Annotated in this window: 14 protein-coding genes and 4 pseudogenes; 14 read left to right on the forward strand and 4 right to left on the reverse strand. The window is 58.4% G+C overall.

The features are described from left to right. Positions 1–282: 282 nt before the first annotated feature. From X727_RS1000000167170 to nifA, 3 genes are all read right to left on the reverse strand, one after another. On the reverse strand, positions 283–1,323 hold the full coding sequence (locus X727_RS1000000167170; protein ID WP_081726232.1) for an LLM class flavin-dependent oxidoreductase: 1,041 nt from the start codon (positions 1,321–1,323) through the stop codon (positions 283–285). Positions 1,324–1,411: 88 nt separating this feature from the next. Beyond that, the gene (gene hisC / locus X727_RS138230; protein ID WP_023829772.1) at positions 1,412–2,551 is read right to left on the reverse strand and encodes a histidinol-phosphate transaminase; all 1,140 of its coding nucleotides are present in this window, start codon (positions 2,549–2,551) and stop codon (positions 1,412–1,414) included. 234 nt (positions 2,552–2,785) lie between these two features. After that, positions 2,786–4,537: a nif-specific transcriptional activator NifA gene (nifA, locus tag X727_RS138225; protein ID WP_245274212.1), complete on the reverse strand. Its 1,752-nt coding sequence runs from the start codon at positions 4,535–4,537 to the stop codon at positions 2,786–2,788. A gap of 1,169 nt (positions 4,538–5,706) precedes the next feature. Here nifA and X727_RS138220 point away from each other — a divergent pair. Together X727_RS138220 and X727_RS138215 are read left to right on the forward strand one after the other, a co-directional pair. Continuing rightward, positions 5,707–7,035 (forward strand): dicarboxylate/amino acid:cation symporter, encoded by a 1,329-nt coding sequence (locus X727_RS138220; protein ID WP_023727109.1) that lies wholly within the window; start codon positions 5,707–5,709, stop codon positions 7,033–7,035. Positions 7,036–7,339: 304 nt separating this feature from the next. Next, positions 7,340–8,371, forward strand: a complete 1,032-nt coding sequence (locus tag X727_RS138215; protein WP_023672231.1) for a LacI family DNA-binding transcriptional regulator — start codon at positions 7,340–7,342, stop codon at positions 8,369–8,371. Positions 8,372–8,970: 599 nt separating this feature from the next. Here X727_RS138215 and X727_RS138210 read toward each other — a convergent pair. Beyond that, positions 8,971–9,996: a LysR family transcriptional regulator gene (locus X727_RS138210; RefSeq protein WP_023685028.1), complete on the reverse strand. Its 1,026-nt coding sequence runs from the start codon at positions 9,994–9,996 to the stop codon at positions 8,971–8,973. 237 nt (positions 9,997–10,233) lie between these two features. Here X727_RS138210 and X727_RS138205 point away from each other — a divergent pair, with 237 nt between their 5' ends. The 12 genes and pseudogenes from X727_RS138205 to X727_RS138160 all read left to right on the forward strand — a co-directional run bounded on the left by X727_RS138205 (position 10,234) and on the right by X727_RS138160 (position 20,453). Beyond that, the gene (locus X727_RS138205; protein ID WP_023694280.1) at positions 10,234–10,827 is read left to right on the forward strand and encodes a NodA family N-acyltransferase; all 594 of its coding nucleotides are present in this window, start codon (positions 10,234–10,236) and stop codon (positions 10,825–10,827) included. Next, positions 10,824–11,483: a chitooligosaccharide deacetylase NodB gene (nodB, locus tag X727_RS138200; protein ID WP_023672235.1), complete on the forward strand. Its 660-nt coding sequence runs from the start codon at positions 10,824–10,826 to the stop codon at positions 11,481–11,483. The genes X727_RS138205 and nodB overlap by 4 nt, the downstream gene beginning before the upstream one ends. Before the next feature lie 13 nt (positions 11,484–11,496). Next, a complete protein-coding gene (gene nodC / locus X727_RS138195) occupies positions 11,497–12,855 on the forward strand; it encodes a chitooligosaccharide synthase NodC (RefSeq protein ID WP_023829773.1) in 1,359 nt (452 codons plus the stop codon). Positions 12,856–12,868: 13 nt separating this feature from the next. Further along, the gene (gene nodS / locus X727_RS138190) at positions 12,869–13,498 is read left to right on the forward strand and encodes a nodulation methyltransferase NodS (protein WP_023672237.1); all 630 of its coding nucleotides are present in this window, start codon (positions 12,869–12,871) and stop codon (positions 13,496–13,498) included. Between the two features lie 37 nt (positions 13,499–13,535). Beyond that, positions 13,536–13,769 (forward strand): annotated as a pseudogene (locus tag X727_RS138185) (carbamoyltransferase N-terminal domain-containing protein); the annotation flags it as partial. A 54-nt stretch (positions 13,770–13,823) separates the two neighbouring features. Next, positions 13,824–14,735, forward strand: coding sequence for a nodulation factor ABC transporter ATP-binding protein NodI (nodI, locus tag X727_RS138180; protein WP_023685034.1), 912 nt, complete (start codon positions 13,824–13,826; stop codon positions 14,733–14,735). Positions 14,736–14,738: 3 nt separating this feature from the next. Further along, complete coding sequence (locus X727_RS138175) at positions 14,739–15,527, forward strand: ABC transporter permease (protein ID WP_023672240.1); 789 nt, start codon at positions 14,739–14,741, stop codon at positions 15,525–15,527. Between the two features lie 64 nt (positions 15,528–15,591). Next, positions 15,592–16,566 carry a LysR family transcriptional regulator gene (locus X727_RS138170; protein ID WP_023835193.1) on the forward strand — a complete coding sequence of 325 codons (975 nt, stop codon included), beginning with the start codon at positions 15,592–15,594 and terminating at the stop codon, positions 16,564–16,566. Between the two features lie 397 nt (positions 16,567–16,963). Then, positions 16,964–18,587: pseudogene (locus X727_RS0134705) on the forward strand (ATP-binding cassette domain-containing protein); the annotation flags it as partial. A gap of 23 nt (positions 18,588–18,610) precedes the next feature. After that, positions 18,611–19,087 (forward strand): annotated as a pseudogene (locus X727_RS1000000167175) (ATP-binding cassette domain-containing protein); the annotation flags it as partial. After that, positions 19,062–19,280 (forward strand): annotated as a pseudogene (locus tag X727_RS1000000169230) (HlyD family type I secretion periplasmic adaptor subunit); the annotation flags it as partial. The pseudogenes X727_RS1000000167175 and X727_RS1000000169230, both read left to right, overlap by 26 nt. A 381-nt stretch (positions 19,281–19,661) precedes the next feature. After that, on the forward strand, positions 19,662–20,453 hold the full coding sequence (locus X727_RS138160) for a hypothetical protein (protein WP_023673926.1): 792 nt from the start codon (positions 19,662–19,664) through the stop codon (positions 20,451–20,453). The last annotated feature ends 554 nt before the right edge of the window (positions 20,454–21,007 follow it).

Consider the following 21,007-nt stretch of genomic DNA (forward strand, 5'->3'; position numbering starts at 1 on the left):
GGCCGCTGATGAAGCTGGATTAGTGGGCGCCGCACCGACGCCGCCCCGGGCGAGAAGAACCTCCTGCGGCTGGCTATGGGCAACGACTAGCGCCAGCGCGACGAGCAGACGCGTGCCGGCATCGTGACGCGCTCGGCTACCCTCTCCTTAGGATCGTGCATGTTCACACGATGGCCCAGACGCCAGCCAACGCACAAAGCTGGTATTCTGTGCCGCCTGCTCGTCGTCAGTTTGGCCTCCTCCCGATTGCCCGCCCCACCACGTGCAAGCTCGAGCACATGGTCAGCCAAGTCGAGCCATGATTTCGGATTGAATGGTCCTCGCGGTGTAAAGGGAAGCATCTAGCGGCAGATTTCCAAATGCCATTTGACAAAGCAGGTAGTTGGCACCTGCCTCTTCCAACTGATCTAGCAGAGCTTTTCGCACAGACTCTGCTGATCCTACCACGCACAATTCACTCTCGACTGCCGCATCGAAGGTTAGCGGCAAGTTTGGTGGAGTGGGGATAGCGTTAAGCTCGTAAAGGAATTGGAAGCTCTTGAGCCAGCGTGCGTAAGCAGGTGCCGCGAGCGAATAGGCATGTGTGTCACAACGCCCAATCACGACCATGCGGAGCAATCCGACAAATCTCCCTTGATCCTCCCCGCCTGCGTTGTCCTCTCGATAGGCGCGGAACGCATCAGTAGTTTTGCGAACAGAAGAGGAAGGTCCTACACACGCGATATTTGTTCCATTCGCAGCGGCCCAAGCTGTGGACTCGGGTCGATTGGCAGCGACCCATGTGGGCGGATGTGGACGCTGATGAGGTCTTAGCGTCAAAGGAACGTCATTGAGATCAAAATGGCGGCCTTGATAGCATAGCGTGCCGACCTCCCTCGAATTCACAAGTATTTGCATAAGAATTTCGCTGGCTTCGGCATAACGGCCCGGCACCGCGTCCGCACCAATCCCGAAGTAGCCCAATTCGGTCGGGAGAGCACCGCGCCCTATGCCCAGTTCGAGCCTGCCACCGCTCAACTGGTCCAGCATACAGATCTCTTCGAACGCACGCAGCGGATGATAAAGCGCAAGCAGCATCACCAAGGGTCCGAGACGCAAGCGCCGGGTGCGCTGGGCGACGCTCGATAAGAACAGATTCGGCGATGGACCTCTCCCATGGGGAGTACAGTGGTGTTCTGCGAGATGATAGGCATAGAACCCCAGCTGATCGCACGCCTCTGCTAATATCAGGCGATCTTCGTACTGCCGGCCTATATCGCGGCCATCCTCATCCAAATGATCGAAGATGCCGAAAGCCAGGTTTGAAGGAAAGACGTTTGTCACTCTTTAAGTCCCCGATTTTAAAAGCAGGCTGTTTTCTTGCTGGGATCACCAGCAAGTCGGAAGAGATGTGTGTGATCGCCGATTAGCGTCAGCGTAACGAAGAAGCAGAGCCTGACGCTTCCCTGCCTCTGGAGCTTGGCACCGTTAAGCTTCCAGCAATGTCGCCAGCGGCAGCAAGAAATTCATCCATCTGCTCTTTTGTGCCGATGCTGACGCGGATACAGTGTTCCAAGCCTTTGTCCGGAAAAAACGCGACAAGTATCTTTTGCCTCTCCAATGCTGCTTGCCACCATGAGCCGTCCTGTCCCGCGGGCACACGGGCCAGCAAGAAATTTGCGCGGGAGGGTGTTACGGAAAATCCGAGTTGCGATAGTGCAACTGTCACTCGCTCTCGTTCATCCTTGATGTGCTTGTGGTTGTCTGCGTAGGCGCCGCGATGCGCAAGCACGCTGATACCAACGGCATGCCCGATCACGTTCATGTTGAAGACGTTCTGGATGTTTCGCAGCCTTCCAATAATTTCAGGGTGACCGAAACCGAAACCGACGCGAATGCCGGCGGCGGCATAGCTTTTCGAGAATGACCTCAAGATCAGAAGGTTCGAATACCGGTTGATGAGGCGCAGTCCGTGATCGGGTGCAAAGTCGACGTAGGCCTCATCGAGGACAATCAAGCGGTCCGATTGTGCTACGAGGCGTTCGATATCGCTTATCGGGAGGAATGTTCCGGTCGGATTGTTTGGATTGGCCAACATAATAAACTTGGCGTCTTTTGCCGGACCAGAAAGCAATTGCTCCATTGGCAGGGAATGAGCTTGACATCCGATTTCGAGGAACTCAGCGCCCTGGAGCATGGCAAGTTTGCGGTTGAACGAAAACCCTGGCGACATCATCGCAACCTTGTCGCCGGGTGCGAGGAAAGCTCTGTAGATCAGTCCGAGCAGTTCAGACGACCCGTTGCCAGCGATGACCTGATCCCTGGAAACGCCATAGGCGCTGGACGCTGCTTCCCTCAGTCTGAAGTTATCGTCATCCGGATATAGATACTGGCGCTTGAGGGCCGCCACTGCACTTTGCATTATGATTGGCGGCAACGGAAACGGGTTCTCATTCGTATTCAGCTTGATAAAATTTGCGTCCGGCGCTGGTCCGTTGGACGGCAGAGCATCCAACTGTCGTGTCACTTGCGAAAGAGCCGAAAGCACAGTTTGCAGTTTTGCGTCGGACATATTTAACTCCGTTTCAGTCACACAGGGGCATCCGCATGAGCTCGCAACGAGAGCAACATGGCGGACGGGATTGGACGATGGCAGGGTTGCCTTTCACACAATGGTCGCAGCGCCGGCTGACATGGGAATTCAGCCACCTGTCCTCGGTCGAATCGAGTTGACGCGCACGCGGATCTGCATCGCTGCGCGGCGCCAAGGCGCTAAGCTGCTCAGCTCATGCCCAGGGTCATGCTTTCAAAGACGCTTGATCTCGACGCCGTATTTCCTCAGCACGTAGCCAATCTGGCGCGGGGTCAGCCCAAGCAAGCGCGCTGCCTTTGCCTGCACCCAGCCACATCTTTCCATGGCAGCAATGACGCGCTCTATATCGGGCGTCCTCGCGCCAATTGGGTGGGTTGCGCCGGCAAGTGGGTTAGTCGCGGCCGAACTGGCGGCCTCGTCCGGGGGCGTGGCCAAATTCGCTGACTCCGGCATGATCGGCGGTGGTTGCAGCGCGGCCTTGCCCGATCTGCACTTCCACAGCGCCTCGGCAAAGCATTGGCCTTGGGAGCAGGCAAAGTCGTTTCTCCCGATTGACAGTCCCTCGGCCAGGATCGCTGTCCGGTGCACGCAATTTTCAAGCTCGCGAATGTTGCCGGGAAACTCACATTTCATCAGCACTTCAATCGCACGCGGATCGAAGGTGAGCGTACAGCCGTTCTCGTCGTTGAACTTCTTGAGAAACTCAGCTGCGAGGAGCGGAATATCGCTGCGCCTTTGGCGCAATGCTGGTACCAGCAAGGGAACCACGTTGATGCGGTAGTATAGGTCGGCGCGGAACTCATTCCTTGCAACCGCCTCTTCCAGGTTCCTGTTCGTGGCGGCAATCACGCGAACATCGACCTTGATGGTCTGATTGCTGCCGACGCGCTCAAACTCCTGCTCCTGCAGCACGCGCAGTAGCTTTGCCTGGAACGAGGCCGAGATCTCGCCGATCTCATCCAGAAACAACGTCCCCTTGTCAGCGAGCTCAAAACGCCCCTTGCGGGAATTGAATGCGCTTGTGAAGGCACCCTTCTCATGACCGAACAATTCGGATTCCAGGACTGTCTCTGGGAGCGCTGCACAATTGAGTTTAACGAAGGGCCGCTTGGCGCGCGGCGACAACTCGTGAATTGCCTTGGCAGCCAGCTCCTTCCCGGTACCGGACTCACCTCGCAACAGAACTGTGGTTTTTGCCTTCGCTACGACCGCGATCTTCTCCAGCAGGGCGCTTATCGCCGGACTGTCACCAATCATCCCCTCGACGTGGACCTTTTTGCGCCGGGGTGCAGGGTGCTTAACATCAGAAAATTTCGTTTGCAGCCGATGTTCCAGCTCCGGCGTTCGCTCGCGGTCGACCGCGGAGAAGCGATGCAACTTGACTGTCTGTCCCACCATGTTGGCAATCATGGTAAGCAACCGGACATCATCGTCGAGCCGATAGCTTGACCTGCTTTCCAAAACCCGGTCCAAAGTCAGCGCGCCTATGGCGTTCCCATCAACACGAATGGGAACGCCGATGAACGACACGGTGTCGGAGGCCCCAAGCACCTCGATATCAGCGGCAGTGAAGGTCGGATGCATCACTATGTCGTCGGCGACAAGCGGCGTGTCGGTCGTCACAATCTGGTCGATGGCGTTGCGCGGCAGGCGCGAGCGGGAGGGCTCATTGCCGTTCGTGCCGCAGCCGCTGGCCACTGTGATGTCCAGTCCGCCCTCGGCATCGCAGAGAGCGATGATGCCGTGCCGCATCTGCACAAACGAGTGCAGGAGATCAACTACCTTGGCCAACTTGAGTTCGAGCCGGGCGGCATCGGCGAGTACTTTCGATATTTCGAAGATGCCGGTTAGCGCGCGCTCGTGCAATGCCACACTCGCAGGATTCGTGTCGGACTTTGGACAACCCTTTATCGCATTCGGCAGCGATATGCCGCAGTCGCGGGCATTCTGTTCTGACTTGCTCATGTTGTGGTGCATGTGATCCTCGATCTCGCGCCATCAAATCTAGGCTGGCGGCATGTGCGCCGCGACATCGTGGGCACGCGCGAAAATGCTCCGACGTGAACTCGTGCCGCCGCCGTGTGGTCGAGTGCAAAGCGGGTCTAGCCCTGACGCATCGCTTGGCTACTCCCTCCACGAGGCTTGGCCATGTTATTGGCTTGCCCCGGGCAAACACACGTTGTTTTCAAAAGACTGGAGCGAGGCGGCATAGTCAATCGAGCTTTCTTTCATCTGTGAAAGGAAACCTCGCGGCCTATGATAGGATTCATCAGTTCTATCTTTGCGATGAAGCAGAAATACCTGGGCCGGCCATGCGTTGCCCGAGCGGCTGACCGCGCGGAGTGTAAATGCGGGGCCGTGCCATTCACCAGCGCCCGCGAAGGAGGGTCGGGAGCGATAATAACCGCCAACGGCACTGGTCGGTTGCGGCAACCGCCATCTTTCTCGAGTTGATCAGGCGGCGGCGATGTCGGGTGTGAAGGCGCGAAGCTGGCGTTGAGTACGACTTCCTAGGCGGTGCTCGCAACTTCTGAATCGCATCGTCGTGGTCAGCACCATCACCGGCCTGGGGCCGAAATCGGCGCACTCAATGAGCGTATCGAAAAGTCTGAACAGATTACGATGCGACCGCTTGAAAACGGCTGCCCCTGCTGCGGGCGTTGATTTGCAAAATGGGTCGTCCAAAAGGCCGTCCGAATTTATTCTGTGATTGCAGTGGCTGCATGGTCGTAGGCTGTCTAGAAACGAGCGCTTCCGAACAGGGGTAAGTTAGCCTGTCATCTGGACGGCCTTGAACAGGCGACCTATTGGTACGCGCTGGCGCCAACGATGGGGCCCGGTCCAAAGCCGGCCAACGAGGAACCCACCACGCTCTGTGCAGCAAAACCGCTAGCCAGAGGGATCGACCGGCGGCACTCTGCCACAGACCATCAAGGGCGTTGGGACCGCGGCCTTGCCCGCTGGTCTGACACCGCATTCCTCCATCATTGGCGAGCCCACATCAGTTCAGGTGATCGGATTCATCTGGCATGGGTATTGCGGCGGCGTTGGTGCAGCGTTCGACCGGAGCGCCGCGATAGGGAGAAGCCCGGGAGAAGTCACGCCACCTCGATCCGGTCAGGGAGAGAGAAACAGTGTCAGCTGCACAAGTCCGCGGCGCGAGTCCCGCGCCCCGCAAACCCTTGTACACCAAGCTCTACGCCCAGGTGCTTGCCGCCATCGCGCTCGGCGTCGCAATTGGCTATTTTTATCCGGAGACCGGCGAGAGCCTGAAGCCGCTGGGTGATGCCTTCATCAAGCTGGTCAAGATGATCATCGCGCCTGTCATCTTCCTGACAATTGCGACCGGCATTGCCGGCATGAACGATCTTCATAAGGTCGGCCGGGTCGCCGGCAAGGCAATGGTTTATTTCCTCACCTTCTCAACGCTCGCGCTGATCGTCGGCCTCATCGTCGCCAATGTCGTCCAGCCTGGCGACGGCCTGAACATCGATCCGGCCTCGCTCGATGTCCAGGCCGTGAATACCTATGCCGCAAAAGCCAAAGCGCAGTCGGTCACCGGCTTCCTGATGAACATTATCCCGCCAACGATCGTCGGTGCCTTCGCGGAAGGCGACATCCTGCAGGTGCTGTTCTTCTCGGTTCTGTTCGGCATGGCGCTTGCGATGGCCGGAGAGACGGGCAAGCCTGTCGTTTCCTTCCTCCAGGCGCTCATTGTGCCTGTCTTCAAGCTCGTCGGAATTCTGATGAAGGCCGCGCCGATCGGCGCTTTTGGCGCGATGGCCTTCACCATCGGCAGATATGGCATCGGTTCGGTAGTCAACCTCGCGATGCTGGTCGCGACGTTCTATTTCACCGCCTTCCTCTTCGTGTTCGGGGTTCTCGGCGCAGTCTGCCGTTACAACGGCTTTTCGATTTGTTCTCTCATTCGTTACATCAAGGAAGAGCTGCTGCTTGTCCTCGCAACGTCCTCCTCGGAGGCGGCGCTCCCGTCGCTGATGGAGAAAATGGAGAAGGCGGGCGCCAGGCGTTCGGTTGTGGGTCTCGTCATCCCGGCCGGATATTCGTTCAATCTGGACGGCACGAATATCTACATGACGCTAGCGGCTCTCTTCATCGCACAGGCGACGAACACGGATCTGTCCATCGGCGATCAGGTGCTGCTGCTGCTCGTAGCAATGCTTTCCTCCAAGGGCGCTGCAGGTGTGACAGGTGCGGGCTTCATCACCCTGGCGGCTACGCTCGCGGTAGTTCCGAGTGTTCCCGTTGCTGGGATGGCACTGATACTCGGCATCGACCGATTCATGTCCGAATGCCGGGCGCTGACGAATTGCGTCGGCAACGCAGTGGCATCCCTCGTCGTCGCACGCTGGGAAGGAGAGTTGGACCGAGCACAGATGAAAGCTGCCTTCAGCGGTCATCAGCTTACCGAGGCATCAAACCGGCTACCCTCCTGCAAGTAAGGTGGGCGGCCCACGACCTGTGAAGTCGCTTAGCTGGTCACATAACTGAACGACCGACCCGCAGCCTCTAAACGGCTCCTCACGGACCATGTATCAGAAGCGCTAAATGTGTGAGTGCAAATCGTCACCGCCCTTTAAGCGAATGAGCCTTTCAGTATACCCGGCCGGTTTACGTCTGCAATGATGTTCGTCCAACACGCTGTGCCCATTCGTATGGGGACGTCTTCACTTTGCCACCCGAAACCGAAACGCGTTAGGCGGACAGAGAGCCGGCCCGCGTCAAAAACCAATCAGAATAGGACCTATGACCAAGCGCCCCACAATTGCCGATCTCGCCCGCGAAGCCCGAGTCAGCGTAGCAACGATCGATCGGGTTCTGAACGCCCGCCATCCGGTGCGCGAGGAGACCGCGCGGCGGGTCCACGACGCCGCCCAGGCGATCGGCTATCATGCTGCCGGGCTAATCAAGCAGCGGTTGCGGCGAGACCTACCGCACTACCGTCTGGGCTTCATCTTGAGAAAACCGGCCCAGCATTTCTACCAAGATTTTGCGCGCGAGGTCGAAGCATCGGTCAATTTGGCCCAGTCCTTCCACGGCATTCCGCTCGTCGAATTCGCCCCGTCACATATGCCGAGCGACCTGATCGCGCCGCTCAAGGAGTTGGGCGCACGCTGCCATGCAATCGCGATGGTGGCACCGGACCACCCGAAAATCACAGCAGCGGTTGAGGACCTCAAGGCCAAGGGCATTCCGGTTTTCTCGCTGCTTTCCGACTTCGCCGCCGGCGTGCGACAGGGGTATATCGGCCTCAACAACCGCAAGGTGGGGCGCACGGCCGCTTGGATGGTTTCCAAGGTCGCAAAACGGCCCGGCAAAGTGGCGGTGTTTGTCGGCAGCCATCGTTTCCAGGGGCACGAGCTCCGTGACGTCGGCTTTCGCTCCTATTGCCGTGAGAACGCGCCCACGTTCGAGGTGCTGGATCCGGTCATGAACCTCGAGAAACGGCAGATCACCTACGAGGCAACGCTTGATCTCATGCAGCGGGAGCCCGAGCTCGTCGGCTTCTATGTCGCCGGCGGCGGCATGGAGGGCGCGATCTCCGCGCTCCGAGAAGAGGGCAAAAGTCGGGATCTCGTCGCGATCGTGAATGAAATCACACCTGAGTCTCGGGCAGCGCTTGCAGATAACATCGTCACGATGGCGGTCGCCACGCCAATGCGCCGGCTTTGCCAGGAGCTGATAACGCTGATGACACGGGCTATCGAGACCGGCACCGCTGAAACACCCGGACAGACATTTCTGCCGTTCGACATCCATCTGCCGGAAAATATATGAAGGCGGAAGCGCGAGGTAGATTGCCTAGATCCGCAGCGTCAACCTCCACCGGCTTCACTTGCCAACATGCCCCACGTTCTCGTGCAGGGGGTGTGGTCAATGATCCCGCACGGCAGGAGCCGAGCGAGGCCAGCACAGTCCATTTGGGGTCGACCTCGTCGACCGCCATCTCCTCGCCTGGCTGCACGTGAAAAGCCGCGGCACAGCCGGCAAGGTAGGAATTTAACCGGGCTAACCATCTTCTGGGACTTCGCACGCAAATCGAGGCGGCAGTCAATTCAGTAGCAGCCCGGGCGTGTGTTCTGCTCGTTCCGGCCCCTCGCACTTAGCAAGGAACTGCGCCGCTCTGCCGGGCCAAAGGCCCGACGCCCGAAGGGCAACCGCTCCTACGCGATCGCGTCCGCCTCCAGAAGCCGCCATCGAAAAGAATGCTCGCGTCGTCACCACCTACGGCCAAAGCGGGCAATCAAGGCAGCTGGCATCACTCTGCCACACATCCTCGACGAGCAACTCGCCTGAGATCAGCCCCAGAACGTAGGTAACACGCGCCGCGCCGGCGCTTGTCGAACATGCTGATCAGCCTGTCTTACAGGCGGTGATTAGGTGGGGCTCAACATCTTCCGGGACTTCGCACGCGATTTCGAGGTGGCAGTCGGTACCAAGAAACGAAAGGTCGGATCGGCGTGCCCGAGACGCTCAATGATTTCAGGCAAAGGCGCCAGGCGAGATGCCTCCTGCAACATCATTTCCCGCATCCACATGCTTGCCGGATCACTATTGTGAAGCTCAGGCCATTGGACGGCTTCCGTGAATGCAGGAGGAGGAAGTGGCGGCGGAAGTTGGACAATCCGCAGGGGTGTTGTTTTTGCGAAATGCTGCGCCAGCCGTAAGGGCATGGTCCCGATGCGGTTGGTGCCTGACAGGACGGGCGGGATCAGGCTAAAGCCCTGTACGACAACTTCGATACGTCTCTCGAAACCGTGCTCGAGCAAATACCATTCCTCCATGGTGGGCTGCCGGGTGTGCCTGAATTTGAGCACAACATGTCCCATGCACAAGTATCGCTCGAATGTAAGTGGCTCCGACAGCTGCTTGTTCGTGCCGCAGCCTACGCCTACGAGCTTATCTTCGAACAGGGCTGCGCGAGGATGTTTCGACATGAACACTTCCGGCATGATTAGAAAATCAACGTCGCCGCGCCGGAGAAGCTCCTCGGGGTCGTCGCAAATAGGCAGACATTCAAAGCGAACGGCGGGAGCTTCCCGCGCAGCGCGCTCTACTATCGTCCTAAAAAATACGAGCGTGATGTAATCGGAAAGCATGATTCGGAAGAGGCGATCCGATTGGGCCGGGTTGAAGGCGTCGGGGGAAATAATCGATAGCTGGATGTGCAGCAATGCATCCCGGACTGCTGGAGCGAGCCCGTCGGCGCGCGGTGTCAAAATGAGCTCGCGGCCGTTCATCGTAAATAGCTCATCGTTGAAATAGGCGCGTAACCGAGCAACGGCGGCGCTCATGGCCGGCTGGCTCAGGTTGATACTGCGAGCCGCGGCAGTGACTTTACGCTCCCTCATCAGAGCGTCCAGCACAACGAGGAGATTTAGATCCAGCCCTTTAAAACGCATGTCATGTTCTATCCAACGTGTGGATGCGTATCATTCAAACAATCAATTTTACGAATTTACGAGCCATGCATTAGAGGAACGTAAATGAGCGACGTCAAGCTCAAATCGACGACACGGGCCGGAACTTCGAGAGAGTGTCTGGCTCACCTTCGCCAACGACAACGGCTGAGTGCAGCCAACAACGCCGCTTTGGTCGAGTAATGCGGCCGCAAAAACCAATATGAAGAGAGGTCCTGAATGCGCCATCAGGTGCAGTGGAAGTTGTGCTGGGAAAACGAGTTGCAGCTCTCCGATCACGTTAAGCTCGCCGAGTTCTTTCGTGATACGTACGGGCCGACTGGGGCGTCCAACGCAGAACCGTTCGAAGGTAGTCGAAGCTGGGCCGGAGCCAGGCCTGAACTCCGCGTAATCGCCTATGATTCAAGCGGTGTAGCGGCTCACATGGGCATACTGCGCCGTTTCATCAAGGTCGACGCGGTCGACCTGTTGGTGGCTGAACTGGGCCTGTACGGGGTACGTCCGGACCTTGAGGGTCTGGGAATCGCCCATTCAATCCATGTCATGCTTCCAATACTGCAGGAGCTTGGCGTTCCATTCGCTTTCGGAACGGTCAGGGACGCGCTGCGGAATCATGTTGAGAGGTTCGGACGGCGATACAGCCCTATGGCCGTTTTGTCGGGAATTCGCGTGCGCTCCACCCGACCAGAGGCCCGCCTCGACCTGCCGCCCACACGCATCGATGACGCACTCACAATTGTTCTGCCAGTTGGACGGCCGATCAGCGAATGGCCCACGGGCACGATGATAGATCGGAACGGACCAGAGCTATGAGCCGGTCCGATTGCTTGTACGAAGTGCGCCGTGAGTGCTCTGACGGCACCGGCCGTCGAAGCGTTTATCTGACGTTTGACGACGGTCCCAATCCACTTTTCACACCGGAGATTCTCGACGTGCTGGCAGAGCAGCGAGTGCCGGCGACTTTCTTCGTCATCGGCGCCTACGCCTTAGAGCACCCATATCTAATCCAACGGATGATCGCAGAAGGGCACGAGGTAGGCAACCACACGATGTCTCATCCGGATCTGTACCAATGCGGTTTCGGCGAAGTGCAACGTGAGGTCTTTGAAGCGAACGACGCCATCATGAGAGCGTGCCCGCAGGCCTCGGTCCGCTTTGTTCGCGCGCCCTACGGCGCCTGGAGCGAAGAAGTCTGCACAGCATCACAGATCGCCGGGCTGGCGGCCCTTCATTGGTCCGTCGACCCTCGAGATTGGTCTCGCCCTGGAGTCGAGGCGATTATCGATAAAGTGCTCGCCTCCGTCCGGCCGGGCGCAATTGTACTCTTGCACGACGGATGCCCTCCCGGCGAGTTGAGCCAGGGCGCTCACGCCGGCATGCGCGACCAGACGGTCACGGCGCTGTCCCGGCTGATTCCAGCACTGCGTGAGCGCGGATTTGTAATCCGCTCACTTCCTCAACATCACTGAACAACGAGATCCCATGACTCTTCTTGGTACAACCAGCACTGTGGCCATTTCGCTTTATGCACTGCTCTCGACTGCCTATAAGAGCATGCAAGGGCTTTATGCTATGCCGACAAAGGATTCGTCGGGGTTGGAGGTTCTCGTCGGCTCCGACAAACTGCCCAGCGTCGATGTCATCGTCCCCTGCTTCAACGAGGATCCGCGCACGCTTTCAGAGTGCCTGGCTTCCATTGCAGACCAAGAATACGCCGGAAGACTTCGGGTCTATTTGGTTGATGACGGTTCTGGAAATCGCGAAGCCTTAGGAACTGTCCACGAAGACTACGCGCGCGACCCCAGGTTCGACATCATTTTGCTTCCCGAGAATGTTGGAAAGCGCAAGGCGCAGATCGCCGCGATACGACGCTCATCAGGGGATCTGGTGCTTAACGTTGATTCAGACACGGTACTCGCGCCCGACGTCATTTCCAAGCTTGTACCGAAGATGCGAGATTCAGCGGTCGGCGCAGTCATGGGTCAATTGACGGCCAGTAACCGAACCGAGAGCTGGCTGACCAGGCTGATAGACATGGAGTACTGGCTGGCTTGCAACGAGGAGCGCGCGGCACAGGCTCGCTTCGGTGCCGTTATGTGCTGTTGCGGCCCATGTGCCATGTACCGCCGGTCTGCGCTCCTTTTGTTACTGGACCAGTACGAGTCGCAATTTTTTCGGGGCAAGCCAAGCGACTTCGGTGAGGATCGCCATCTCACTATCCTGATGCTGAAAGCAGGCTTTCGAACCGAATACGTTCCGAGCGCCATCGCGGCCACAGTCGTTCCGAACAGACTCGGACCGTATCTGCGCCAACAACTCCGTTGGGCACGAAGCACATTCCGGGACACGCTGCTTGGGCTGCGCTTGCTGCCTAGCCTAAATAGCTATCTCACGTTGGACGTGGTCGGACAGAATCTCGGCGCGCTACTCCTCGCCCTATCGGTATTAACGGGCCTCGCACATTTCGCACTGACAGGCACTGTGCCTTGGTGGACAGGACTGATGATTGTGTCCATGACCATGCTCCGATGCAGCGTGGTAGCATTTCGTGCTCGACAATTTCGATTTCTTGGCTTTTCGCTGCACACGTTCATCAACGTCTTTCTCTTGCTTCCGTTGAAGGCCTACGCGCTGTGTACCTTGAGCAATAGCGATTGGCTGTCGCGAAGCTCTGCTGTCGCCACATCGAACACTGGGGGAAAACAGGCCCCCACCCAAGCTCCGATCACTGGTTCCAGCAGGGCAGAACTCTCGCCCCATTCGGCTCCGCTTCGCAGGCTCAATCTTGCGCGGGATTCTTCGGAATTAGTCCTGTCGGACAACATTTGCGGCGACGACTGACCGCAAATACCTAATGGACGAGAGGTGCACGAGTTTGACCCAGAACGTGAATCATCAGTTGCTTGATCGGGAATTGGCCGCTGACGATCCGTGGCGCCTCGACGGCAATCCATTCGAGCGGAAGCGCCACACGCAAATGCTCCAGCTGGCGCTTGCCCAAGGCTCCATTACAAATGCCCTCGAAGTCGGGTGCGCTGCCGGCGCATTCACGGAAAAACTAGTCCCCTACTGCCAAGGGCTCACCGTCATCGATGTCGTGGCGCAAGCGATTGCTCGAGCACGTCAACGGATAAAGGAGCCGTCGCGCATCAACTGGATAGTCTGCGATGTTCAACAGTTTTCGACCGACGAGTTGTTTGACGTGATCGTTGTGGCGGAGGTCCTCTACTACCTCGGAGACATAGCCGAGATGCGCGCGGCCATCAAAAACCTGGTGCGGGTGCTTGCGCCAGGCGGGCATCTGATCTTCGGATCGGCAAGGGATGCTAATTGCCGTCGCTGGGGTCACGCCGCTGGTGCTGAGCCGGTCATGGCCATGCTGAACGAAACGTTGATCGAGGTAGAGCGGCTTGAGTGTCGGGGCGAGTCCGTCAACGAAGACTGCTTGCTCGTCCGTTTCCGGAACCCGATTTCCGCTTCCTGATGAATCTCGAATCTATCGCCGTTAACGTGGAGACACTATGCGCATCTGTGGTACCAAGCTGACCCATGATGGGGCGATCGCCCTGGTCGAGGATGGACGGCTCGTCTTCTGCGATGACCAGGAAAAGCGGCACAACGATCCGCGTTACCAATCCATCGATAATCTCGACGCAATTGTCGCCGCTTTAGCTGAGCAGCGGCTAGATCCTTGTGATGTCGATCAGTTCGTTATCGACGGCGGGGATGGCGAAGACGAGTCACAGTTTCAGGTCGGCAGGGAACCAAGCAACCGCCAGTTTTGTCGTCCCTCTCGGTAAAATGAACCCATGTCCATGATAGCGATCGACCTTACTGACGTAAGCAAAACTTATGACAAGCTCGTTGTCGACAGGCTGTCGTTCCGCGTTGCGGCGGGGGAATGCTTCGGGCTCTTGGGACCGAACGGCGCGGGCAAAAGCACGATTGCGCGTATGGTCCTCGGCATGACATCGCCTGATGCGGGGAAGATCACTGTGCTCGGCGCTCCAGTGCCGGCGCGCGCGCGTTTGGCACGTATGCGCATCGGCGTGGTCCCGCAGTTCGACAATCTTGATGCCGCGTTCACTGTACGCGAGAACCTGCTGGTGTTCGGGCGCTACTTCCGGATGAGCAGACGCCAGATCGATGCGGTCATACCATCGCTGCTTGAGTTCGCCCGCCTCGAGAACAAAGCGGATGCGCGCGTCGCCGAACTGTCCGGCGGCATGAAGCGGCGCCTGACGCTCGCGCGTGCGCTCATCAATGACCCGCACTTGCTGGTGATGGACGAGCCGACCACCGGCCTCGATCCGCAGGCCCGCCACCTGATCTGGGATCGGCTGCGATCGCTGCTGGCGCGGGGCAAGACTATTCTTTTGACTACCCATTTCATGGAAGAGGCCGAGCGGCTGTGCGATCGGCTGTGCGTTATGGAGGAGGGGCGCAAGATCGCCGAAGGTCGCCCGTCCGAACTCATTGACGAGCAGATCGGCTGTGACGTGGTCGAGGTCTACGGCGGCAATCCGCATGAACTGGGTGCGCTGATCCGGCCGTACGCACAGCGCATCGAGGTGAGCGGTGAGACGCTTTTTTGCTATGCACCCGATCCGGAGCAGGTGCTGGCGCAGCTACGCGGGCGCACGGGTCTACGCCTTCTGCAGCGTCCCCCCAATCTCGAGGATGTGTTTTTGCGGTTAACCGGGCGCGAGATGGAGGACTGAACAATGGGCGAACGTTATGCGGCGGGCATGCCCGCCAATGCGTGGAATTGGGTCGCGGTTTGGCGCCGCAACTATCTTGGATGGAAGAAAATCGGGCTTGCATCGGTTCTCGGCAACCTCGCCGATCCGATGATCTATCTGTTCGGTCTCGGCTTTGGCATCGGAACAATGATAGGTCCTGTTGAGGGCTCTTCGTACATTGCGTTTCTCGCGGCTGGCATGGTTGCCACAAGCGTGATGGCATCGGCGACCGCTGAAACGGTCTACGGGAGTTTCGGCCGCATGGGCGACCAGCGCACCTGGGAAGGAATGCTATGCACTCAGCTGACGCTCGGCGATATCTTACTCGGCGAATTGGCGTGGGCAGCCACGAAGGCCCTCATGGCGGGCACAGCAATCACTATTGTTGCCACCACGCTCGGCTACGCATCGTGGCCATCCATCCTCTGCTTGCTGCCAGTCATCGCTCTCAATGGCCTCGCCTTCGCGAGTCTAGCGATGGTCGTCACGGCGCTTGCGCCCAGTTATGAATATTTCATATTTTATAATACGCTTGTTATTACACCCATGCTGTTCCTTTGCGGCGCGATGTTTCCGATCAACCAATTGCCCGGCGCTTTTCAGTATGCTGCCTCCTTATTACCGCTCGCACATGCAATCGACCTCATTCGTCCAGCGATGCTTGGCCGTCCGATTGACAAAATGGGCCTGCATATCGGCGCGCTTTGCATATACACAGTTTTGCCCTTCTTCTTTTCGATTGCTCTTTTTCGTCGAAGGCTGATGCGTTGACGCTACTCACCATTCGAATTGAATGTTTGGTCGCAACCCATTCACACGCCGCCTAGATCAAGACATGCGTTTTAAGGGACTCGATCTGAATCTCCTCGTTGTGTTGGACGCTCTGGTCAGGGAACGTAAAGTCACCGCGGCGGCCCGCAGTATTAACCTGAGCCAGCCGGCAATGAGCGCCGCCGTTGCTCGGTTACGCGCCTATTTCAGCGATGAGCTATTTACGATGAGCGGCCGCGAGCTCATTTTGACACCTCGCGCTGAGGGGCTCGCCCCAGCAGTCAGGGAGGCATTGCTCCACATCCAGCTATCGATTATTTCCTGGGACGCCTTCAACCCAGCCCAATCGGATCGTCGCTTCCGGATTATCCTTTCCGATTACATCACGCTCGTATTTTTTAAGAAGATCGTAGAACGTGCTGCGCGGGAAGCTCCCGCCGTCCGCTTTGAATGTCTCCCTATTTCCGACGACCCCGAGGAGCTTCTCCGGCGCGGCGACGTTGATTTTCTGATCATGCCGGAAGTATTCATGTCGAAACATCCTCGCGCAACCCTGTTCGAAGATATGCTCGTGTGCGTAGGCTGCGGCACGAACAAGCAGCTGTCAGAGCCACTTACATTGGAGCGATACTTATCGATGGGGCAGGTTGTGTTCAAATTCGGGGACACCCGGCAGCTCTCCATGGAGGAATGGTATTTGCTCGAGCACGGTTTCGAGAGACGTATCGAAGTTGTCGTACACGGCTTTAGCCTGATCCCGCCCGTTGTATCAGGCACCAGCCGCATCGGGACCATGCCCTTACGGCTGGCGCAGCATTTCGCAAAAACAACACCCCTGCGGATTGTCAAACTTCCGCCGCCACTTCCTCCCGCATTCACGGAGGCCGTTCAATGGCCTGCGCTCCACAATAGTGATCCGGCAAGCCTGTGGATGCGGGAAATGATGTTGCAGGAGGGATCTCGTATGATTCCTCTGCCTAAGAGCACCGGACGTCTCAGTTGTCCCCAAATTGAGAAACTGCCCCCCCCTCGACTATGAGAGGAGGCATGGATGGCGATCCCCCGCCGCCTGCGACCCCGCAACTGCTCAGCAGAAGGGCGAAGCGAACGAGAGTGAATCCATTTCGTAAATGTGTGCCTATCCAAGCAATCGATTTCTGCAATTGTCCGATGACGAATATGAACGCGCCTGAAGGTGTGGAGGCGGAAGCCTGTTCGGGCCCTTGCGGCCGACCACGATGAATCCCTTCCAAACCTTCAGCCGGACGGTGTTGTTGACCCGCTCCATTAAATGCCAGGACCAAACATATTCGGCGGGAGCACTGATCCTGAACCAGCGAGCGGATGCAGTCGGTTGCCGGTCGGGGAGCAAATAGGGAGCTGGGTCGCCAGCCTCCGGAGACTTACGTGACAACCATTCCTTAAAGGATTCAGCTTTGAGACCCTTCCCTCTGACTTCCGCGATTTGGGGCATTGTGTTGATCAGCGGCGTGGTCAACGTGCTTGCGCTCATCTCGCCGCTGTTCATGCTTCAGGTCTATGACCGCGTTCTGGCAAGTGGCAGCGTATCCACGCTGGTGGGGCTCNATCTCGCCGCTGTTCATGCTTCAGGTCTATGACCGCGTTCTGGCAAGTGGCAGCGTATCCACGCTGGTGGGGCTCGTCGTGCTCGCTGCGGGGCTTTATGCGTTCCAATGCCTGCTCGACATTTTGCGCGCCCGCGTGCTGCTGCGGATTGGCGAGCGTTTCGATGGACAGTTTTCCGGACGCGTTCACGATGCGATCGTTCGCCTTCCGCTTTCAACGCGCATGCCGGGCGACGGCTTGCAGCCGCTTCGCGATCTCGACAATGTTCGCGGCTTCTTAGGTGGAAACGGTCCGACAGCGTTCTTCGATCTGCCATGGATGCTGTTTTATCTTGGCATTTGCTTCCTCCTTCATTTCTGGATCGGCATGACGGCACTTATCGGGGCGGTCGGTCTCACATCTCTGACACTCCTTGCCAACACTCTCACNCATTTCTGGATCGGCATGACGGCACTTATCGGGGCGGTCGGTCTCACATCTCTGACACTCCTTGCCAACACTCTCTCGCAAGGGCCGATAAGCGATACCGTTGCCCACAACATGGCACGCAATGGTCTGCTGCAAGCAGCGCGTTGCAATGCCGAGGTCGTGCAAGCTCTCGGTCTTGGAAAGCGGATCGCTGCCCGATGGCAAAAGGCCAATGCCAAGTTTCTGGCCGCCAACCGGAAAGCTGGGGACGTGGCAGGTGGGCTGGGTGCCATTTCAAAGTCGCTGCGCGTGCTGCTGCAATCGGCCATTCTTGCCGTCGGTGCGTACCTTGTCGTCAGGGAAGAGGCTACGGCCGGGGTCATGATTGCCAGTTCGATCATGATGGGGCGTGCGCTGGCTCCGGTCGACCTCGCCATTTCAAGCTGGAAACCCTTCCTCATGGCGCGCCAGGGTTGGGCGCGGCTGGAGGACCTCTTGGAAAAGGTTCCTGAAACCGCTCCTGTTATGCTAATGCCTGCACCTGAACGCGAACTGCGCCTCGAAAGCGTGACAATCGTTCCGCCCGGCGAAAGCAAGCCGACCGTGACCGGCCTTGCGTTTGCCATTCAGGCGGGAAGCGCACTCGGGGTCATCGGCCCGTCGGGCTCGGGCAAGTCGACACTCTCGCGCGCCATCGTCGGCGCATGGACGCCGGTCGCCGGGAAGGTTCGCATCGACAGCGCAAGCCTCGATCAATGGGACCGGGAAGCACTAGNCGGCGCATGGACGCCGGTCGCCGGGAAGGTTCGCATCGACAGCGCAAGCCTCGATCAATGGGACCGGGAAGCACTAGGCCGTCACATCGGCTATCTGCCACAAGGTGTTGAATTGTTCGATGGCACCATTGCCGAAAACATCGCTCGTTTTGAAGATGATCCTGACCCTGAGGCTATTGTCGCCGCGGCGAAAGCAGCGGGCACGCACGAACTGATCCTCCGATTTGAGCACGGATACGAAACTCCGATTGGTGAGGTCGGATCGGCACTTTCCGCCGGGCAGCGCCAGCTTNACGACGCTCTTCCGATCTAAACATTGCTCGTTTTGAACATGATCCTGACCCTGAGGCTATTGTCGCCGCGGCGAAAGCAGCGGGCACGCACGAACTGATCCTCCGATTTGAGCACGGATACGAAACTCCGATTGGTGAGGCCGGATCGGCACTTTCCGCCGGGCAGCGTCAGCTTATCGGTCTTGCCCGGGCCCTTTATCGAGACCCTTTCCTTGTCGTGCTGGATGAACCCAATGCCCATCTCGACGCGGAAGGCGAAGCTGCAGTCGTTAATGCGATCGCCTCCGTGCGCGAGCGCAAGGGCATTGCGGTTGTCGTCGCCCATCGGCCGAGCGCCATCCGCGCCGTCGATTTGGTGTTGGTGATGGAAGGTGGACGGCAGCGATCATTCGGTGCGCGTTCCAAAGTCCTGAAGGCCATCGAGTCTACACAGGATCACGTGGCAGAGCGCGCTGACATGGAGGATCCCGGTGTCCGGCATTCATCAGAACAATGACGTTTCGAGTCCATTCACCGGCACCTGGTGGCGGGCCTTCTGGCGAGCGTGATCTTTGTGGGAGGAGCCGGAGCCTGGGCGACCTTCACGAATCTCTCCGGTGCGGTTGTAGCGTCCGGACACTTTGTCGTCGTTTCCTAGTGAGAAGATACAGCACCCGACTGGCGGGGTGGTCGGAGAAATCCTGGTGAACCCGGCATTTCGTACTACCTGGTGCGCCTGTCGGTTCCGATCTCGGCTCGCGCGAACGCGCTCCCTAACGTTCCATTGCTCGCAATGGGCAGTGCCGGCGCGACTCGGCAACACAGCCCCATGCCCGTTCTTCCGAGGGCGGCCCAACCAGGACGACCGGTTGCCAAGTTTTCCTGGACCGTTCTTTGAGTGTGAATATTCGGGCCGATTGCCTGGGGCGTGTCCCCGCCGCCTGCGAGCCCGCAACTGCTCAGCAGAAGGGCGAAGTGAACGAGAATGCATCCATTTCGTAAATGTATGCCTATCCAAGCAATCGATTTCTCCAATTGTCCGATGACGAATATGAACGACTCAGGCAGGGGCATCATTAGGAGTATTTTCAATGGCAAAGATTATCGAAGGTGGCCCGGGTTCCGAAACACTCCTCGGCACCGAGGGTGTTGACTGGATCGAGGGTTACCAGGGCGGTGACTGGCTTGACGGTCGTGGCGGCAACGACGAGATCTCGGGTGGCGCGGGCAGTGACCGAGCCATCGGCGGCGAGGGTAACGACCGCATCTTCGGCGGAGATGGCTGGGACGATCTCTCCGGCGACAACGGCCGCTTCAACGCGCGCGTCTCCGGTGAGGACAATGACAGGCTCAGCGGCGGACCCGGCCAGGATGTCCTCTACGTGGGTGACGGCCAGGACACGTTGACCGGGGGCAGCGACAGTGACACGTTCGTGTTCCAGTTCCACAATCCGGTGCCTGGGGTTGTCGGGTCGACGTCGGACATTACCACTATCACCGATTTCAACCCGGCGGAGGACAAGTTCGCCTTCGATGCGGTAGGCCTCTACAACGACGGTTTTGGCGCGAACTTCGTCAACAACGCCAGCATACAGTCCGGCTACCCGGTGAGCAGCTTCTACAGCGGTGCGGCGTCGGGTGCGAACGGCGAACACGTCGTGGTGATCACTGGTGAATCTTTCAACTCTGCTAATGAGGCGGCGAGTGCGATCTCCGGCGAGCACGCCGGCGACATCATTGTCTACCAAAGCAGCTACACTGACAGAGTTGCAACTCTGGCCTATGTCACCGCCGACGGCAGCGCGCACGAGTTCGCCCACCTGGGCGGTGTAGTCACCGTGGCCGACCTAGGCCTGACCGCGTCGGACTTCACCTTCGTTTGATCCAGAAAACCCATGCGGAACCGCGCCCGCCCCGCCCCCCCCGGGCGGGCGCTTTCCCGTCCGTTTCCGCTACTTGCCATGGGCCGGGGCGCCTGGGAGCAGTCAGCGTGTACAGTGACGAAGCCCTGCGCGTCGCGCTGGTCGTGGACCGAAATCTCCTGAAGGTGTGGAGGCGGAAGCCTGTTCGGGCCCTTGCGGCCGACCAGGATGAATCCCTTCCAAACCTTCAGCCGGACGGTGTTGTTGACCCGCTCCATCAAATGCCGGGACCAAACATATTCGGCGGGAGCACTGATCCTGAACCAGCGAGCGGATGCAGTCGGTTGCCGATCGGGGAGCAATATAGGGAGCTGGGTCGCCAGCTGCGGAGACTTACGTGACAACCATTCCTTAAAGGATCAGCTTTGAGACCCTTCCCTCTGACTTCCGCGATTTGGGGCATTGTGTTGATCAGCGGCGTGGTCAACGTGTTTGCGCTGATCTCGCCGCTGTTCATGCTTCAGGTCTATGACCGCGTTCTGGCAAGTGGCAGCGTATCCACGCTGGTGGGGCTC

It is taken from the genome of Mesorhizobium sp. L103C105A0 (assembly GCF_000502215.1).
GTDB lineage: Bacteria > Pseudomonadota > Alphaproteobacteria > Rhizobiales > Rhizobiaceae > Mesorhizobium.